The organism is Candidatus Zixiibacteriota bacterium (genome assembly GCA_036397555.1).
Lineage (GTDB): Bacteria > Zixibacteria > MSB-5A5 > WJJR01 > WJJR01 > DATKYL01.
This window is the reverse complement of sequence record DASWIS010000008.1, coordinates 28832-46780: the sequence shown is the minus strand read 5'-3', so window position 1 is coordinate 46780 and position 17949 is coordinate 28832. Positions and strand designations below refer to the sequence as shown.

Genomic DNA, 17949 nt, shown 5'->3' with positions numbered 1-17949 from the left:
ACATGGGACTTAACGGGCGGGATACAGGCCGGAAACAGGAACCGGGTTGATGACGGAGCGGACATATAACCTTCTGCGGCGGGTACTGGCGGTCGTTGTCACGGTGTGGACGTTCGTCGTCTACGCGATGACGGTCGCGGCCACTTTTTCGTACTGGGACTGCGGCGAGTTCGTCGCGTGCAGCTATATCCTCGGCATCCCGCACCCGCCGGGGACGCCGCTCCTTGTCCTGATCGGGCGGGTCTCCTCGATCCTCCCCTTTGCCGCGGATATCGCACTTCGCGTCAACTACGTCTCGGTTGTTTCTTGTGCGCTGGCGGCCGGACTGGGCTTTCTGGTCCTGGTCCGCATGATCCGTGCGGGTCTGCAGCTAAACGATGGTCCGCTGGAACCCTGGCGCGCCGTTGTCGCTTTGTGCGGCGGATTCTCCGGCGCGCTGTTCATGGCGTTCTCGAACACCCACTGGAACAACGCCGTGGAGGCCGAGGCCTACGGCCCGGCGATGCTTTGTGTCCTCATCCTCATGTGGCTGGCGATGCGGTGGAGTGACCGTCGCCAGATGCCGCGCAGCGGCCGCTATCTGGTCGCCATCGCATACGTGGGCATGCTCTCGATCGGATTCCACATGACCGCGTTTCTGGCGATGCCGGCCATCTTTCTGTTTCTGGTCTCCGTGGAGCCCGACCTCCGCCGGGATTGGCGGTTCTGGTTGACCGGTTTCGCCCTGTTCCTCGTCGCCGGCAGTATCACGCTGTTCGTCATCGTCGCCGGATTGTGGCTGGTCATCAGCGTGGCGATGTCAATGAATCGCCGCAATGTGGCGCGATGGGGACTGATTGCCGCGATCATGGTCAGCGGTTGGATCGGCTATTCAACCCACCTGTACTTGCCGATTCGCTCTGCGCACGACCCCTGGATCGACGAAAACGATCCGGAAACGCTGGAGTCGTTCAAGGGTTTCCTGGAGCGCAAACAATACGGCCAGACCAGTATGTTTGAACGGATGCTGACACGGCGCGGCCAGTGGATCAACCAGATCGGCGAACATCCCCACATGGGGTTTTACCACTACTTCCGGCAGCAATACGGATTCGACGGGTGGATGATGATCCCTGTGATGCTGATCGGTTTCTATGGCGCCCTGTGGCTGATCCGAAGGCGGATGCCCTGGGGAACGCTGATCGCGGTGTTGTTCCTGCTGGGCTCGCTCGGGCTGATCCTGTACATGAATTTTGCCGATGGCACGCATTACTCATCCCGTATGCCCGATGCCTACCTTGAGGTGCGCAATCGTGATTACTTCTTCACGCCGGGGTTTATCATCTTCGGCATGATGATGGGGCTGGGGCTGGCGGCGCTGGCCGGACGCATCGGTGAGACATCGGCGGGGGGACGTCGTGTCGCGGCCGCGATCGCCATCGTGGCGGCGCTGTTGCCGGTGCGCACGATGGCGGAGAACTGGCGATCGTCGGACCGTTCGCGCAACCACACACCCTACGATTACGCGTGGAACCTGCTGCAATCCTGCGGGCCGAACGCCATTTTGTTTACCTCCGGCGACAACGACACGTTTCCGGTGTGGTGCATACAGGAGGTGTATGGCGTCCGCAAAGACATCGCGGTCGTCAACCTCTCGCTGGCGCAGACGGACTGGTACATCTATCAAATGAAGCATCAGTGGGGCCTGCCCATCACGTTGACCGATCATCAGATCCTGTGGACAGTGAGCGATCCGGCACTCGATGGTCTGAAGCGGCCGCGCGACCCGTACGATGATCCGGTCGGAAAGAGCCGCCACTACCTCTTCGCTTACCGCGACAAGGACGGAAGCTACGTTCCCATCAATCACCAAATCGTTGAGCACGTCCTGATCAATAACAACTGGGAGCGTCCGGTCTATTTCTCATCCGGGCCTGGCGGCAAGTCGCGGTTGCCGCTCCAGGATCGTACGCGGATGATCGGACAGGCGCAGCAAGTCGTGCGCGACACGCAGCAGGCGGGACAGGACTATGAGGGTACCGCCGCGCTGCTGGATTCGGTCTTTTTGATGCGCGGTTACAACGATCCGACGATCGGCTTGGACGACAACGCGGTCGGATTGGCCGTCGCGTTTCCGGAGAAGATGATCGGAGTGGCCGAGCACTATCGCCGACAGGGCGACACGGCCCTCTGGGGTCAATGGCTGAGCCGGGCGCGTGCCACATTCCCGGCGTATTACCGCACGCACCAACTCATGTCGGCACACTGGAACGCAGTCGGTGACAGCACACGCGCGCAAGAGGTCATTCAGGATGGTCTGGATACGGTTCGCGCGTTCGTGTCCGAAATGCCGTCGACGCGTTTGTATTGGTACTTCCTCGGCAAGATGGAAGATGCCGCCGGCAATGACGACGCAGCCGAAGAGGCGTTGGGGACCGCCTTTTGGATGAACCCGACCGAGGGTGTGTTCTACCAGGACTACGTCAATCTCCTCGTGCGGCACGGCAACACGTACCAGGCGGGCCGCGCATCGGCTAAGTGGCTCGAGTACAATCCCAACGATCAGCGGGCCCGTCAGATGGTCGGCGCCGCACGCACTGCCGGCGATTCGTAGGCGGGTCTCTCGGCCGACTCAGTACCCACTGAAACAGAGCTGACGACGCCACCCAGGTCGGCGAATACTACTCCCGATGTCGCATGCCGACTCCCATTCCTGGCGCGTCCTGGTGTGTGTTTTCGTCTACAACGAGGGCGAGAAATTGCGGCAGACGCTGGCACGGTTTCCACAGGACCGCGACTACGATGTGCTGGTCGTCGATGACGGCTCCACCGACGACGCGGCGTCGGTCATTCGTGATTTCGGAATCTCGTACCTTCGGCACGACACCAATCGCGGGGTCGGCGCCGCATTCCGGACGGGATTCGAATACGCCAACGCCCACGGCTACGAGGTCTTCGTCTCGATGGCGGGCAACGGCAAGATGCATCCCTCCGATTTGCCGGCCGTCTTGCGTCCGATCCGCAGCGGGGAGTGCGATTACGTCCAGGGGTCGCGGTACATCAGGGGCGGGCGTTTCGAACACCTGCCGCTGTTTCGGCGCGCAGCGATCCCGACGGTGACGTGGCTGATCAATCGTCTGACCGGCTTTGAGGGGACCGATGTCACCTGCGGATACCGTGCCTATCGCATGGCGATTGTCAACGACCCACGTCTGGACATTTCGCAGCCATGGCTGGATCACTATGAGATGGAGTACTACATCCACTACTACGCAATCAACCTGGGGTATCGGATTACGGAAGCGCCGGTGGCGATGACGTATCCTGCGTCGATGAAAAACTACTCGAAGATCAGCGCGATGACCGGCTGGTGGTCGATGCTGCGCCCATGGGTGTATCTGTATCTGGGAATCAAGAAGTGAGACAGCTTACTGCAGCCCGCCCCCGACTTTTTCCGCCAGTTCGATTTCGTGTCCGCTGGGATCTTTGATGTACAGCGAGCGTGACCGCGGCCAGTCGACCGCCCCGCCGTAGAGAATCTCCACGCCGTTGCGTTTCAGCATTTCCAGTGCCCGATCAAAGTCATTCAGGGCAAATCCGAAGTGGTTGATCGTCAGCCCATCGGTCGGTTTTGATTTGCCCGGATGCTCATACAGGCACAGGTAAGCGATGTCGGGAACTCCGATGATGACCCATGGCTCAGAGTCGGACGCGTGATCCTCTTTGATTTCGAAGCCGAAGTTACGCCGGTAGAATTCCATCGATTCGTTGAGGTTGTGTACACGCATGTTGATGTGGTCGATGCGACTGATGGCAATCACGGCTGGCCTCCTCCGGGGTGCGGTGCACCTCACTTCTCACTATAGCAATCTCCCCCTTAGTTTGTGTAGTTTTGAACGAAAACCCTGGAAATGCATCCTCATTCAGCAATTCGTAAGATATTGGCATACATCACTTTGTATGTCAGCGCCTCTGGGACGAAAAATTCACAAACTTCCGCCCCCACAGCGCAGTATACTTAGCGCAGGGTAATTACCCGGAGGTAACTCGTGGACTTGACGGCGATACAGGAAGACTACCTCGAGGCAATCTATCATCTGGAGAAACCCGACAACGGCGGAGTGCGCACAACGGATTTGGCGGAACGCCTGCAATGTCGTCTGCCGACGGTCACCCGCACGGTTCGACGCATGGCGATGATGGGTTTGGTGAGCCATGAGGCCCGGGGGCTGATCCATCTGACCCGGAGCGGCGCACGCACGGCCGCCAGCATTGCCCATCGGCACTCCGACATTGTCTCGTTTCTGACGCAGATTTTGGGGTTGGACAAAGAGCAGGCCGATAGCGACGCCTGTCAGATGGAGCATGGACTTTCGCCGCTGGCTGCGGAACGTCTGCACGAATTCCTTGAGTACATCGATCAACTCAGCGCGGACCAGCGGCGGGTCTTCACATTGTTCGGACAACAGGCATCCGCAAGAGTCAGAGAGTTTTCATATTTGCCCGACGGAAAGACAGTCGGCTGGCGCAGTTAATGAAAATGGGAAGGATACGGAGATGACATTGCTGGATTTAAGTCTGGGGGAGTCTTCATCGGTTCTGAAACTTGATGCGGAGGGCGCTGATCGGCGGCGCCTGATGGATTTGGGGTTCATTCCCGGTTCGCGCGTGGAAGCGCTGCGTCGCAGTCCTTTGGGTGATCCCGTCGCCTATCGCATTCGCGGCGCGGTGATTGCGTTGCGACGCGCCGATGCAGGGCGCATTCACATCGACGGTTGATGTTACAGTGAAAAAGTCAATCGGGATTCAAAGTCTGGCGATGATGGACGCACAGTGTTCCTCGTGCGCGCTCAATCCGTTGACCGACAGCGGCCAGTTGGCACGCGAGGGCAGCGCCGACGCGACCGTCGTCCTGGCGGGCAATCCCAACGTTGGAAAAACTTCGGTATTTAACGCGCTGACCGGGCTGAGGCAGCACACCGGCAACTGGCCGGGTAAGACAGTCCTGCAAGCGCGCGGATTCTATCCGCACCGGGACAAGCGCATTGAAGTCGTCGACTTGCCGGGGACATACTCACTGTCGGCACGCTCGCCCGAAGAGGAAGTCGCGCGCGATGCCATCTGTTTCGGCAATCCCGATGTCACGGTCGTCGTCGTCGATGCCACGGCATTGGAACGAAATCTGAATCTCGTGTTGCAGATCGCCGAGGTGAGCGACCGGATCGTGGTGTGTGTGAATCTGCTCGATGAGGCGCGTCGCAAGCATGTCTGGGTCGATTTGAAGGAATTGGCTTTGGAGTTGGGCCTGCCGGTTGTCGGAACGGTAGCGCTCGCGAGACGGGGCATCCTCGAGCTCAAGGACGCGATCGATCAAATCGTCACCGGACAGATGTCGCCGTCGCCGAAAAAGCCGGTGTACTCCGAGGATGTTGAGGCGGCGATCGTCGGAATTGTCCCCAGCATTCAGGAGATCAATCACACATCCCTGCCCGACCGTTGGATCGCGCTGCGCATACTCGAAGGCGACGACTCCATTCTGGGCAAACTCGAACAGTTCTATCGTCGCGATGACGCGACGATGACCGAACGGGCCATGGCATCATGACGCACGCACCGTACCAGGACCGATTCACCGTATTGCGCGAGGTCGCCAAGCGGCAGAAAAGTCGCGGAATGGTCGATCGGATCGTGCAGCGCCTCTACGGACGCGCCGAAGAAATCAGCGCGCATACGGTAAGTGTCCAGCCCGGCGGCATCGCCTGGCGTTGGGACGACTGGGCCGACCGCATCGTGACCAGCCGTGTGTGGGGCGTGGCATCGATGATCGCCATCCTCGGCGCGATCTTGTGGGTGACCATTGCCGGCGCCAATGTTCCCTCGGCGCTGTTGGCCGACGGGCTCTTCTGGATCGAAGCGCAACTGATGGTGCTGTTTGAGTCGCTGGGTTCACCGGCATGGCTGCATGGGTTTCTCGTGTTGGGTGTATATCGCGGCCTGGCGTGGGTGATTGCGGTGATGCTCCCGCCCATGGCGATCTTCTTCCCGCTGTTCACGTTTCTGGAAGACTTGGGGTATCTGCCGCGCGTCGCGTTCAATCTGGATCGCCTCTTTCAGCGCGCCGGCGGACACGGCAAGCAGGCATTGACCATGGCGATGGGCTTTGGCTGCAACGCCGCCGGGATTGTCGCCACGCGCATCATCGAATCGCCACGTGAACGGATGCTGGCCATCCTGACCAACAACTTTATGCCGTGCAATGGACGTTGGCCGACACTCATCACGATGGCGACGTTGTTCATCGGCGGCGCGGTCATCGTGGGACAGACCACGGTCGCGGCAGCGGCACTCGTCGCGCTGGTGTTGATCGGCGTGTTCATGACACTGGGTGTGTCATGGGCGCTGACCAAAACCATGCTGCGCGGGCTGCCATCGGCGTTTACGCTGGAGCTGCCGCCGTATCGTCGTCCGCAACTCGGACGCATCTTCGTGCGCGCATTCATCGATCGCACCTTGAAAGTCTTGTGGCGCGCGATCATCGTTGCGGCACCGGCGGGCGGAATCACATGGATTCTCGGCAACGTGTTCGTGGGCGATAAGGCGCTGCTGTATCACGCCTCCGGCGCACTCGATGGCTTTGGCCACGCACTCGGATTAGACGGCATCATCCTGATGGCGTTCATCCTCGGACTGCCCGCCAACGAGATAGTCATGCCCATCATGATCATGGGCTACCTCGGCAGCGGCGCGATGCTGGAACTCGATTCGCTGTCGCAGCTCAAAACGCTGTTGGTGGATCAAAACGGCTGGACATGGCTGACCGCAGTGTGCGTCATGCTCTTTTCGCTATTGCACTATCCCTGCGGCACGACGATCTACACGATCTACAAAGAGACGCTTTCCGTGAAGTGGTCGACACTCTCCGCGATCATCCCGCTGGCGATCGCCATTGCAGTTTGCTTCGCAGTAGCGCAGTTGGTACGGGCGCTGGGGCTGGTTTAGTTCGATCTGTCTCGGACTTTCATTACAACTGATCATTCCCCCCACAAAAAGATTTAGCCGCTTGTTCGAGAGTGTGGTGCTGTATGTCCTTTAACACGTGACGCGTGTCGCCATCCTCAACTCGCGCCAGAGTAAGACACCAGTCGGAAACGATCCGTGGGTCAAGTCGACTGTGGCGGCCGCTCAGTTTGCGACGGCGCAAGGCTGGACTGTAGTCTCGAGTATCGGACTGAATACGTGGGAACTGGTGACATGGGCGGTCGCCCGCGCCGGTGGACAGATTGAACTCGTCCTGCCCAAACCTAAAAACGAGCGGAAAGAAATAGTCGTTGCCGCATTGACTGAGGATTTCGAGCTGGAGCCGGCCAAGACTTCATGGCACTGGATCGAATCGACGCAGTCAAGGCGAAGTGCCAAGTCGTGGTGGGCGGATCGTGATCGCGAAGCGGTTGACCGAGCAGACATGCTATTGCCGGTCAGTGTCAGACCAAATGGTGAACTCAGCAAACTGATCGCGGCTCATTCGGGGACAAGGGCAGTCGACACACGATTCCAGGTCCGCTATGCACCAACGGCAAACCATTCGCGCACATTAGTCGATGCATCACAGCTCAGTGACTCAGTCAAGGCATGGGATGGCGACTGGCTGATCCATTGGACCCGCGCATGTCATGGTCCGTGGCCGGGCGAAACGCGTGCGCGGTTCTATGCCGACCTGGTCGATTCGAGAGACGGCTATTGTCGCAGTGCGTTGAACACGCTCAGGCGTATGCTCGCAGAGAAATCAATCCGCGCGTCATCATGGAGAATCGCGAAGGGTCAGCCGGTAATCGCGTTCACCGAGCGATCGCCGTACGATTCTCTGCCGCTGATGCGCTGGCGGGCGCGATGGGCACGCTGGTCCTTCGAGCCGTACGGAATCGCAATCTCGAAAGCTTGGGCGATCACCAATGGCGTGCGCCCGGTTCGGTATGTGACGGAAAACGAATGGCGCGAATTGCCTGCCAAAGAGAAACCACTGTGCCACCGTCGCGGCGAACTCCCCGACCTGTGGCCTGCCGAGCGTGAGTGGCGGCATCGGGGCGATTTGAGCTTCAAGGCGGTGCCCACGGATGCCCTCCGGTTGATCGTGCTTGATGCCTCAGAGAAGTTCCGCCTCGAAGATCGGACGGAAGTCCGTGTCGTCAGTTTCACATAGCGTAAGGGATTGCGAGAATCAAAAACGCCCGCCGGATTACCGATCCAGCGGGCGTTGTACTCAAGCCAAGTTAACGCTGCACTATTGATTGGATGCGATGACCCGCTTTGCGACTGGCACTTCGACGGCGAAATGCAGCGCGTTGACATGTCCGCCGATGCAGCGTCCTTGCTCGACACCCAGCTCGATGGCTGTACGGAAATGAATGCCGCCATAGAGACGCGATATCGCAGCTTCGTCGGCGGCTTCGTAGAACGAGTCGAACGACCGCGACGGGCTTGTGGCGTCGTGCGTGTGATCGGTGAACGCGTAGTCGTCGCCAAACAAGTCGGTCAACACCTCTGAGGCGGCACCTCCCTGAGTGGAATGTCCCGATGTGTATTCCGGGAACGGTGGTGTGCCGATCGGCGAGAGCCACGCCGGATCGATCTCATCTCTGATGCAGGAGATTGGACGAATCAGATCGTACTCAAACTTCGACCACCAGCAGCCGATGAAGGCATCGGCGACCGCCATGCCGACTTTGGCATAGGTCTCGGCCGCCAGCGCCAGCGAGGCATCTTCCATCTCCAGCACCTGGGTGGCGATCGATATAGAATGCCCCGGAGGGGTGAGTGTACTGGCGCCATCGGCCCAGAATTGAGCGATTTCCAGTTGCTCTGCGGTCAGATTGCTCGCCACATCAAAGACTTCCTGCGCTTCGATCCAGAAAGCTGAGAGCGGATCGGTGCTGAACACGGGCGGTGGGCCGGGATCGCACACGCCGCCATTATCGAGCACAAACGCGCGCAAATCTCCCCAACAGGGTTCCAGTGCCGGAGCGTTCGCGGGCGGTGTCGGCTCCCACTTGCCGAGTTCGCCACTGGGTGCATAGCCGGCGCAGTCGTGCAAAGTCGCGTAACCATCCCTGCGCGACCACTCGAGAACCGCCAGCCCGATTGACTGCCCATAGGCGATCGAGCGCGCCAGCACATCGTCATCCACGCCATCCTCCTCGAACTGCCCTGTATTGTCCGCCTCAAGATCGTCGAGGGCATCCTGGGTCGCACCGGTGGTTCCCTCGAACATGCCGCGAAACACCGTTGCCAAAGCAGCGTTGGCAACCGCGGGCCAATGATATGGCGGATCGGTCGCCTTCGGCAGCAAGTCGAGGTCATTGAGTTGCCCGACCAGCGACTGGTACTCGGGCATGCCCGACACGACGCCCTCATAGAGTGCAACACCACCGTAGCCGAGCAGCCTTGATGCGCGCGGCGGTGTGAAGGACTCGTTGTCGATCAGAGTATTCACGAGTACAAACCATTCGGTGGCGACTTCGGCCGAGTATGCGTCGGTCTCGTCGGACCCGCCGGGTTCAGTTGAGTTGCTGCAACCAAGGACGCCGGCCATGACAATCAGGCCGCCGGCAAGGACCACTGCCAAACTCCGTTTCGCCATTCTACCCTCCATGCGTTTATCCTGCGAGCACACCCGCCGCTGCGATTCGACGGAAACGTAGAGATATAAAATGGTCGACCTGATCGGTCAAGCTTTCTCTCAGTACGAACCGGCCAGTCTCAGCGTCTAATTGACGGCAACCGCATCCGGATCAATCAGCCAGTAGTCGCGCGGGTATAGGCGCGCCAGACGGATATCCGTCCCCTCCACCGAGCGCAGATATTCCTCGTAGGTTGCCAACTGCTTTTCAGGGCCGATCACAAAGTAGAACGCCCCTGGCAAGTCTGCCTCTGTCGGTCCGTATCCCGGCAGGACCTGACCATAGACATAAGGCATCCGATTATTGAGCTCTTCAAAGAGATTCCGTGAATCGCGCAGCGCCATGACGCCCTGGCGGAAACTACGAACGGCATCGGGGGTGACGCCGTCGGCAAGGTCATCCGCCATTTCCTCTCCGCGCGTTTCATAGCGCGCCCCTCCCCGGTACATGGCAAACGCCTGCGCGATCGCGTACTCGGCCAACGATTTATCGTAGGGAGCGTTTTTCAATTCGTTGACGACGAACTGCATCGTCTGGGTGAGATCGGGGCAACGCTCGGCATAGTAAATCAAGCGTCCCGCCTCTTCATTCGACCGCAGGCCGTTGGAATAAGCCAGGCCCGCGCCCCATGTCTTCATGAACATGCTGTGAGCGCCGCCGCCGCCGTACAGACGCGCCGATAAGAACCGCAGCAGCGATTCCTGGTCGTGCTCAGTGAAGCTGGCGCACGGAGCGGTGTTGATGTGGACGCCCGAGCGGGTGTTCTCGTTGACCAAACCGACAAACACGGGGCGGGCGATGTCGGGCGTGTGATCGTGCAATCGATCGACGATATGCTGACGCGAACCGTAGCTCTGCCGCTGCGAGGGTTGAGTGCCCAGGCGATTGACCACGCCATCGATCAAGGGGCGCAATGCGCCCTGTGTCTGCGTGCTCGCGATGACAAACGAACGGACATTGTCGCGCGCGCGCAGGCGGTCCATGGCCGAGCGCAATTCATCCAGCGTCTTTGACGGCGCAACATTCAGATCCAGCGCCATCTGGCGGCACAGATACGCCCAGTCGGCGGCCAGCGAACCGTCGGGGAAATCGGGTACGTATCTCTGCAGATCGCGTGCTGCTTCGCGCACCAGAGCGCGCGTCGGATGCGACAGTGCTTCGGCATCCTCAAGCAGAGTCTGCGCAGTTCCCATCAGGATCGCATCGTTGTCGTCGCCAGCGAGTTTCGCGGCCGTCGCCGCCAGCGCATCACGACCCTGCTGGCCGGACAGCGACGCGAGGCGCGACATGAATGCGGAGAACGCATTGCGATCGGCCTCGTCATCGGCGGTCTTCAGACGCCAGCGCAGGCGGTGCAGGGCGTGGGTCTGTGTCAGGAAACAGTCAGCCGACAACAACAGCGGGTCGTTTTGCCGCCAGTAGGCCTCTTGAGGATCATGCACCCAGGATTCTTCGGAACCGCGCATGGTATTGCGCGCGTCGGCCAACTCCAGATCGACCGCATCGCGAATGCGCGGAAGATTCTCAACTCGCCAGTCCGCATCGAATAGCGCCGACGACAGCCATCCCAGAGCGGTCTGCGCCTCATTCAGTTCGCTTCCGGAGGCACGCAGAACCAGCTCAGCGCGACGTGTCCGGTGATTGACACTGTGATACGCCCGCAACTCGGAGATTTCGCGACGGATCGATTCCTTCATGACGTCATAGGCGATCGGCTGACCATCGCGAATGACCCCGACGTCGGTCAGCAATGTCGGCAGCGCCACGACATACAGGAGCTGGTCTTCGGGTATGACGTTCAAGCCAAACGCGAGACCGACGGTCGCGGCCGTCATATTGTCGAACCGTGACGCCACCAGCGGGCCGCCGCCGGGCAATGATTGCACGTCGCAGTGCAACTGGTCATCGAGCGTCAGCGGCGGGTTGTTGACGAATCCGGGCATGGCGATGGTCGCTGCCTCGGTATCGATGATCGCGGTCTGCGCATTGTACTCGTCCTGGTACCGGCGGATGGCGGTGTGGCCGTCGTCGACTGTGTAGCGCGTCTTGAGCGACTCCACAAACGCGCGATTGCGCCCGATGCGCTCCTCCTCGCTGCGCGATACCATTTCAGGATCAGGACGCGCGCCGACGGCAAACGGGACGGATGCGAGCAGATTCCACTGTGCAATCAGGTCACGCCAGACATTGGCACCGCCGCTGACGAGTGTTTCGATGGAATCGTAGTGGCCGGCGGCCAACAACGGCTTGCGGAAACCATCGGCGTCCTGCACGCGACGAAGGTACCCCAGCCAGCGGGCGCCTGTGCCGCGCGAACCGAACCCCGGCGGCGTGTCCAGAAACTTTCGGTCGCTGCGGCGGCTTTCGATGATTCGGCTCTTGATGCGCTCGTTAAAACGCGCCAGATCCGGCGAACCGTTTGTCCACGCAGCGATCGTGCTGATTTCCTCCAGGATTGCACCTCGAATCCCCTGGATTTTCTCGTCGGTCAGCAACTCGGAGCGGACATTCTCGAATCCGACGTAGCAGGGATAGCCGGCATCGTCGGAGACCCAGCCGAACACCTCACTGGCGCCGATGTCCATGGTCCGTGTCTGCGAATCGATAAAGCGACGGTACAGATTCGATGTCTCGCCTCCGGCGAGATTGTCGAGGAACAACTCGAAGAGGATCAGATCGTGTGTGTTCAGGTTCAATTGCGGCGCCCAGCCGAACATCAGATTGCCGGGCTCCTGCGCGTTGCGATGCGGGAACGAGACGATGCGCACGTCGCCGGCGAGATCCGGCCGCGCCGCCGGCACGCGAAAGTGCGCATCGGCGGGATCTTGCCCCGGCACGGCATCCGGCTCGACACGCTGGAGGATACCGCTGATGGTGGTCAACGCTCCCTCCACGCCAATGTCGTCGGCGACCGCCATGATCATCCCCATGTTGTTGAGGTGGTGCGTGGCGGAATGGAATGCCCGCAGATCGTCGGGTGTCATCGTACGTATCGCCTCGGGTGCGCCGCCGGATTCCAGCGACATCGGATGGCCCTTGCCGTATTGCAGCAGCCCCATCTCGCGGAACAAAGGCGACCACGGCCGCTCGTAGGTTGAGACCATCTCGTTGTAGACCGTTCCCTTTTCCTCGACCATCAGCGAGCTGTCGTCGGGATTGAGCGTGACGCCGAAATTGCGCACCTCGCGGCGGATTTCCTCGTCGCTGAATGTGGGACTGATCATGGCATCGAGTTTGGCTTCCAGCAGCTCGAAGAAGACATCGGTCCCGGCCGAGGTGTTGTAGTGGTAGCAGGTCTCCAACTGCATGGTAAAGGCGGAGCTTTGTCCCAATGCCATGTCCTCAAGCGACGCGACGTAGCGTCCCTTGGTGCCCTTACCCAAAAGCAGATGCTCGCAGGTGTGCGGCTCACCCTGATCCGACGGTGGCGGCGAATTGACCCAGATGAACGCCTGCGGCAGCGATTGGATGCGCAGGAAGTCGATCACAAAACCGCTGGGCACATGGCGAAACCGCGCGCCCATCGCCTGCCCGTTGGGGCTGTCGTAGAGATTCTCCACCCGAAAATCAGCGATTTGCTGATCGGCCGTCAGTCCGGCGAGCGTGTTGTCGCTGCGCGCCTCCGGCGGCGTAAATGCGGTCAGAGTCAATGCCATCAGTGCTACTCCCATCATGGTCCGGCGCTGCCCTTTGAGTCCCTGGATCGCGACTGTCAGCATGCGTTGAGTCATTCCTGCCACCTTGCTTGAGTGAGTGTCCGATTCGCAGTGATTGGCTACGACAGCGGCCGTGGGACTCGGTGAAGCAGCGGATGCCGTGACAGCCGTCGGTCAAACGGCATAATGCCGGTTTTGCATGACCGGACGCAAGCCCGCCCTCACAAAGAAAACACCCCGGCCCTCACGGACCGGGGTGCCTAAAACGGATCGACCGGCATCGTCTTCGATGACGAGCCGGACGGACGGGATCAACCTTTGGTCTTGGCCATGTTGCCGGCCGCTTCCTTCTGCATGGCGGCGTGAGCCGCGGTGATGTCGCGCGAGAGCTTGGCATACTTATGCAACTCGGCCGTGCCTTCGGCAGTCGTGCTCGATGCAACGACATATCCGCCCATCGCACCATCGAACATTTCGACGGTCACATCTTTGCGTGCCATCAGGTCCATCATGCCGGTGCAGCACCCGCAGAGCTTCTCGGTGCGTTCGGCCGCCGTCCATTTGCCCGCCTGCTCCATGACACCGCCGCATTCCTGCATGCAAGCGGCGAAGGTCGGGGCCATCTTGGAATCGTTGACACCAAACCACTGGATGAAGCCCGTCTTGGTGTCGAAGGTCTCATTGGCCATGCTGGGGTGCATTTCGGTGTGCTTCATGAACGGTGCACAAGCTTGACAGGTCGCCATTTTGGCCATGACTTCTTCGACAGACGCCTGGCCGGCCTGGGCGGAGACGGCGAACCCGGCGATCAGTACTGCGCCGAGGACCATCATCGCTTTTCTCATCACATCTTCCTCCGTGGGTTGAGAATAACTGCGTTTAGTGTCAATGACCTATCTGGTGGTCGGGTAATCTGATTACACTTTCAGCAAACCGTCAAGAGTAATGTTTGGTTCCATCGCCAAATCGGAATTCCACAAGATACGGCGGGACAACGTGTTATGTTTTCGTCACAGACGGGGAGCCGAAGCTGAATCCGCGGAATGTAAAAGTGGCATCGCCAGGACGTCAAGCCGGAGTGGCCCGAAGGTACATTCTGTGAGAAACCAGGAAGTCCTGCACGTATCTTGCCGTACAAATGCCCTCGGCCACCGACCCCAAGAATTGGACTATCGCCGACCTCCCAGGCGGCCCTGGTACCGGCATCCGGGCTTGTGTGGTGGGGGCCGGGTTCGTGGGGCTGGTCACCGCCGCCGGGCTGGCGCGGCTCGGTCACACGGTGCTGTGTATCGATAAGAATGCCGCGCGGATCGCCTCGCTGCGACGTGGGGTAGTCGATTTCAAGGAACGCAACCTCGAAGCACTTGTCAGAGAGTGTGCCGGGCGGCGGCGGCTGTCATTCGACACGGAGCTGGCGCCGAATGTTGAAGGGCAAAGCGCGATCTTCGTCGCGGTCGGCACAGCCGATGTCGACTACAGCCGCACCGATGCGAGCGCGGTCTTCGACGTTCTCCACACACTGGCCGAGCACCTGTCAACTGAGCAGATCGTCGTGATCCGCAGCACGGTGCCTGTCGGGACAGCGAAGAAGGCACGCGCACATCTCGCGCGAATCAACGATCAACTGAGCGGTGTCGCGATCGTAAGCAGTCCGGAATTCCTGCGCGAGGGCAACGCGGTCTACGACTTCTTCTATCCCGATCGCATTGTCCTCGGTGGAACCCAGTCGGCGTGTGCATTCGCGAGTGAACTGCACGCCGACCGTTTGGAGCCTCGAGTGCCAACGATCATCACCGACAACGAAACGGCTGAATTGGTGAAGTATGCCGCCAATGCGTTCCTGGCGACCAAGCTCTCATTCGCCAACGAACTCGCGGCTCTCTGCGAATCGGTCGGCGCCGATGTGGCCACTGTGACCCACGCGCTCGGCCTCGATCCCCGGATCGGCCCGGGTCACCTGCGGCCGGGACCTGGTTTCGGCGGCTCGTGTTTACCTAAAGACCTTGATGAGTACCTGGCGCTGGGACGGCGCGAGAATATCACGCTGGCAACAGCGCAGGGCGCGCAGGACACCAACGCGGCGCAGATCGACCGCATTGTCGAGAAAGTCACTAACCTGATCGGTGAACTGATCGGGCGACGGATCGCGGTGCTGGGCCTGGCCTATAAGGCACAAACCGACGATCTGCGCGCATCACCGGCGCTCGCGTTGATCAACAAACTCACTGATGCCGGAGCCGATGTGCATGCTTTTGATCCGGCGATCGATGTCTCCGCCAAACTCCCGCTCAACCGGTTGACCGTTCACGCCGCCGCAGCCGATGCGCTCGCCTGCGCCGACGCCGTCGTGATCATGACCGAGTGGCCCGAATTTGCTCAACTCGACTGGCCCGCGCTGCGCGACCGCATGGCCTCGCCAAATATCGTCGATGCACGTAACCTGCTTGATGCGGGAGTGATGCGCGAGCTTGGATTCGCGTACGTCGGTATCGGTCGGCCGCGCGGCCGTGACCTTGGTCACGGTTTACCTGTTGCGCGCCGATAAACCCTGACCAAGGTCAGGGCAACAAGTCCGCAAGTGACGGGCACACGATAATTGGACTCAGGTACCGGCCCCTTGTCCGACGAAGCCTCGCACATCGTAGGTTCTTGCGGCACATGAAAAGAAGAGTCTCTACCCCCATATTTCATGTTTTTGCAGCGCTCGTAGTCATTGCGGGATGCGGCTATTACCGCTGGTGGGCATTCACGGAGTCTTCCGAGAGTCCTGCGAAGCGAGAGTTACAGAATTGGACGATGTTAGTGATCGTAGAGCGGCTGGTAGAACACGGGCCAGCCGACTCCACTGCTGGGTTCAGCTTGACAATCGAAGCGGACAACAAGAGGAAGGACACGAATATCGTATTAGGATTAGACTCGGTGACTTTGGTTGTGTTTTACCCTAAGCGAAGTGAACCCTCGGAGCGAACTGTACTATTCTCCCTCGAAGCTGAAACTGCGCTCAAGGTGCGGCGAATATGGGCACGTGAGGATTTGGCTCCATTCAATCAGTTTCCAGACAGCATTCAATGCACGGTGCATTGCAGACTAAAGTGGATGAACACGGGCAGGACTGAGACCCTAGCGCTTCCGTACACTCTGCATTTTCAGGAGCAACGACGGATGTGGATTGGGGTCTGATTGAGTACCGGCTCCACGGCGGGTGGCCCGGACGTTCGTCCGGGTTTCACGAGATCCTCTGAGCCTTCGAGCCCTTGTGATTGCGCTACAAGAGAGATTCTGAGAGTCTTCAGATTGGATAATCCGTTGAAACCCGGACCAAGGGGCGTGTTGAAAAACCCATTGGAACCCACATAATCGAGTTTCATGGAAGTAATCATTCGGGTCATTCCGAGCGAAGCGAGGAATCTCCAAGGCGTTGTCGGCGGACACTCGCGCATCGAGACCCCTCGCTCCGCTCGGGGTGACATCAAATTGGGATTTTTCAACACGCCCCTTGGTCCGGGATTCTCAGGTCCGTCGGTTTGATGACGGGATGCCCCGATTGATCCATGTTCCCCGATGTGGCAAATTCAGTCGTCCGCATTGAGGTAAATCCTTTCCCACCGCCCTCAATGGGGGACTTTCGGCAAGCGGTGGGACAGCAAACCCGAGGAACAGGAATGACGGAGGAAACATGAGAAGGACTATCATCGTCGCACTCCTGGCGGCGCTCGCCGCACTCTGGGGCGGAAATGCATCGGCGGAAGTCTCCCCTGCACGGGTCAGTGCGATTGAAGTCGTGGCGGATTTCATGCGCACGGGCGACACGACGCATTTGCGGGACGTGTTCGCGGACAGCGTGTTGTCGGATTTCTCGCCCGACGAGCTGATGCAGACTCGAACAGACTGGATCAACTTCTTCGGGGCATTCCAGCAAGCGGTGGATGTACGCGATTCCATTCCCGGGGAAGTGCAAGTCACGCTGAGATTCGCACTGGGAGAATTGTTCTTCGCACTCCTCTTTGACGATTCAGACAAGATTGCACTGATCCGAGGGACAGTGGGATCAGTCGACGAACCTTTGGCTGATACGTCGAGGGCACCGCTCGATACGCTGGGTGCGGAACTGGCCGACATCGAGACTGTGAGCGATTTTACACACGCGTTTGATGCCGACTCACAATTTGTGCGGCTCGTGAGTCTCCTATCTCCAACCTGACCCGCCTGCAGGCGGCGCGGGTACGCCGCGGTCAGAGAAGTGCTGGAAACGGTCGGAGATGCCCGGCTCAGGGCGCACATCATTTGGTTGCCGATGCTGCCCGGCGACGTCCGCGAGCGGGCGGTCGAGGCTTCTGTGGAATCCACCGATGAGCGTCTGACGCACTACTGGGACTCTCAGCGACTCCTGGGAACCGCTTGGGGCGAGTCTCTCGGGCTGGAAATGGCGTGGGACATCTATCTGGTCTATGGTCCCGGCAGGACGTGGAGAGACTCCGTATCGACACCCGACTATTGGATGCACCAATTGGGCGCAGCAATGCATGTAGGGCAGTTGCTCGACTCCGACTCCCTCGTCGGCCGCGTGGAGCATCTTCTGCAACTCCGATGAATTGCTCGATCCCGACGGCGGGTGGCCGCGATCTCTGATTGCGGTCACG

General features: G+C 59.8%; 14 protein-coding genes. 10 read left to right on the top strand and 4 right to left on the bottom strand.

Annotated elements, in window-relative coordinates; all coding sequences use genetic code 11:
- Nucleotides 1-49 precede the first annotated feature (49 nt).
- Together VGB22_01580 and VGB22_01575 are read left to right on the top strand one after the other, a co-directional pair.
- Nucleotides 50-2593, top strand: a complete 2544-nt coding sequence (locus tag VGB22_01580; protein HEX9749969.1) for a DUF2723 domain-containing protein — start codon at nucleotides 50-52, stop codon at nucleotides 2591-2593.
- 76 nt (nucleotides 2594-2669) lie between these two features.
- A complete protein-coding gene (locus tag VGB22_01575) occupies nucleotides 2670-3401 on the top strand; it encodes a glycosyltransferase family 2 protein (GenBank protein HEX9749968.1) in 732 nt (243 codons plus the stop codon).
- Nucleotides 3402-3407: 6 nt separating this feature from the next.
- On the opposite strand, the gene VGB22_01570 is transcribed toward VGB22_01575, so the two are convergent.
- Nucleotides 3408-3800 (bottom strand): VOC family protein, encoded by a 393-nt coding sequence (locus tag VGB22_01570; GenBank protein ID HEX9749967.1) that lies wholly within the window; start codon nucleotides 3798-3800, stop codon nucleotides 3408-3410.
- 228 nt (nucleotides 3801-4028) lie between these two features.
- Between VGB22_01570 and VGB22_01565 the strand changes: the two genes are divergently transcribed.
- From VGB22_01565 to VGB22_01545, 5 genes are all read left to right on the top strand, one after another.
- The gene (locus VGB22_01565; GenBank protein ID HEX9749966.1) at nucleotides 4029-4514 is read left to right on the top strand and encodes a metal-dependent transcriptional regulator; all 486 of its coding nucleotides are present in this window, start codon (nucleotides 4029-4031) and stop codon (nucleotides 4512-4514) included.
- A gap of 22 nt (nucleotides 4515-4536) precedes the next feature.
- Nucleotides 4537-4758 (top strand): FeoA family protein, encoded by a 222-nt coding sequence (locus VGB22_01560; protein ID HEX9749965.1) that lies wholly within the window; start codon nucleotides 4537-4539, stop codon nucleotides 4756-4758.
- A 7-nt stretch (nucleotides 4759-4765) separates the two neighbouring features.
- The gene (locus tag VGB22_01555) at nucleotides 4766-5584 is read left to right on the top strand and encodes a FeoB small GTPase domain-containing protein (GenBank protein HEX9749964.1); all 819 of its coding nucleotides are present in this window, start codon (nucleotides 4766-4768) and stop codon (nucleotides 5582-5584) included.
- On the top strand, nucleotides 5581-6978 hold the full coding sequence (locus VGB22_01550; GenBank protein HEX9749963.1) for a nucleoside recognition domain-containing protein: 1398 nt from the start codon (nucleotides 5581-5583) through the stop codon (nucleotides 6976-6978). Before VGB22_01555 ends, VGB22_01550 begins: the two co-directional genes overlap by 4 nt.
- Nucleotides 6979-7075: 97 nt before the next feature.
- Entirely contained in the window at nucleotides 7076-8176 is a 1101-nt protein-coding gene (locus VGB22_01545) for a hypothetical protein (GenBank protein HEX9749962.1), read from the top strand.
- An 81-nt stretch (nucleotides 8177-8257) separates the two neighbouring features.
- Here the strand turns inward: VGB22_01545 and VGB22_01540 are convergent, their stop codons facing one another.
- The 3 genes from VGB22_01540 to VGB22_01530 all read right to left on the bottom strand — a co-directional run bounded on the left by VGB22_01540 (nucleotide 8258) and on the right by VGB22_01530 (nucleotide 14154).
- Nucleotides 8258-9613 carry a vanadium-dependent haloperoxidase gene (locus VGB22_01540; GenBank protein ID HEX9749961.1) on the bottom strand — a complete coding sequence of 452 codons (1356 nt, stop codon included), beginning with the start codon at nucleotides 9611-9613 and terminating at the stop codon, nucleotides 8258-8260.
- 126 nt (nucleotides 9614-9739) lie between these two features.
- A complete protein-coding gene (locus VGB22_01535) occupies nucleotides 9740-13384 on the bottom strand; it encodes a hypothetical protein (protein ID HEX9749960.1) in 3645 nt (1214 codons plus the stop codon).
- Nucleotides 13385-13620: 236 nt separating this feature from the next.
- Nucleotides 13621-14154 carry a hypothetical protein gene (locus VGB22_01530; protein HEX9749959.1) on the bottom strand — a complete coding sequence of 178 codons (534 nt, stop codon included), beginning with the start codon at nucleotides 14152-14154 and terminating at the stop codon, nucleotides 13621-13623.
- Between the two features lie 374 nt (nucleotides 14155-14528).
- Between VGB22_01530 and VGB22_01525 the strand changes: the two genes are divergently transcribed.
- The 3 genes from VGB22_01525 to VGB22_01515 all read left to right on the top strand — a co-directional run bounded on the left by VGB22_01525 (nucleotide 14529) and on the right by VGB22_01515 (nucleotide 17900).
- Nucleotides 14529-15854 carry a UDP-glucose/GDP-mannose dehydrogenase family protein gene (locus VGB22_01525; GenBank protein HEX9749958.1) on the top strand — a complete coding sequence of 442 codons (1326 nt, stop codon included), beginning with the start codon at nucleotides 14529-14531 and terminating at the stop codon, nucleotides 15852-15854.
- Between the two features lie 1131 nt (nucleotides 15855-16985).
- The gene (locus VGB22_01520; GenBank protein ID HEX9749957.1) at nucleotides 16986-17510 is read left to right on the top strand and encodes a hypothetical protein; all 525 of its coding nucleotides are present in this window, start codon (nucleotides 16986-16988) and stop codon (nucleotides 17508-17510) included.
- A 39-nt stretch (nucleotides 17511-17549) separates the two neighbouring features.
- On the top strand, nucleotides 17550-17900 hold the full coding sequence (locus tag VGB22_01515) for a hypothetical protein (GenBank protein ID HEX9749956.1): 351 nt from the start codon (nucleotides 17550-17552) through the stop codon (nucleotides 17898-17900).
- Nucleotides 17901-17949 lie beyond the last annotated feature (49 nt).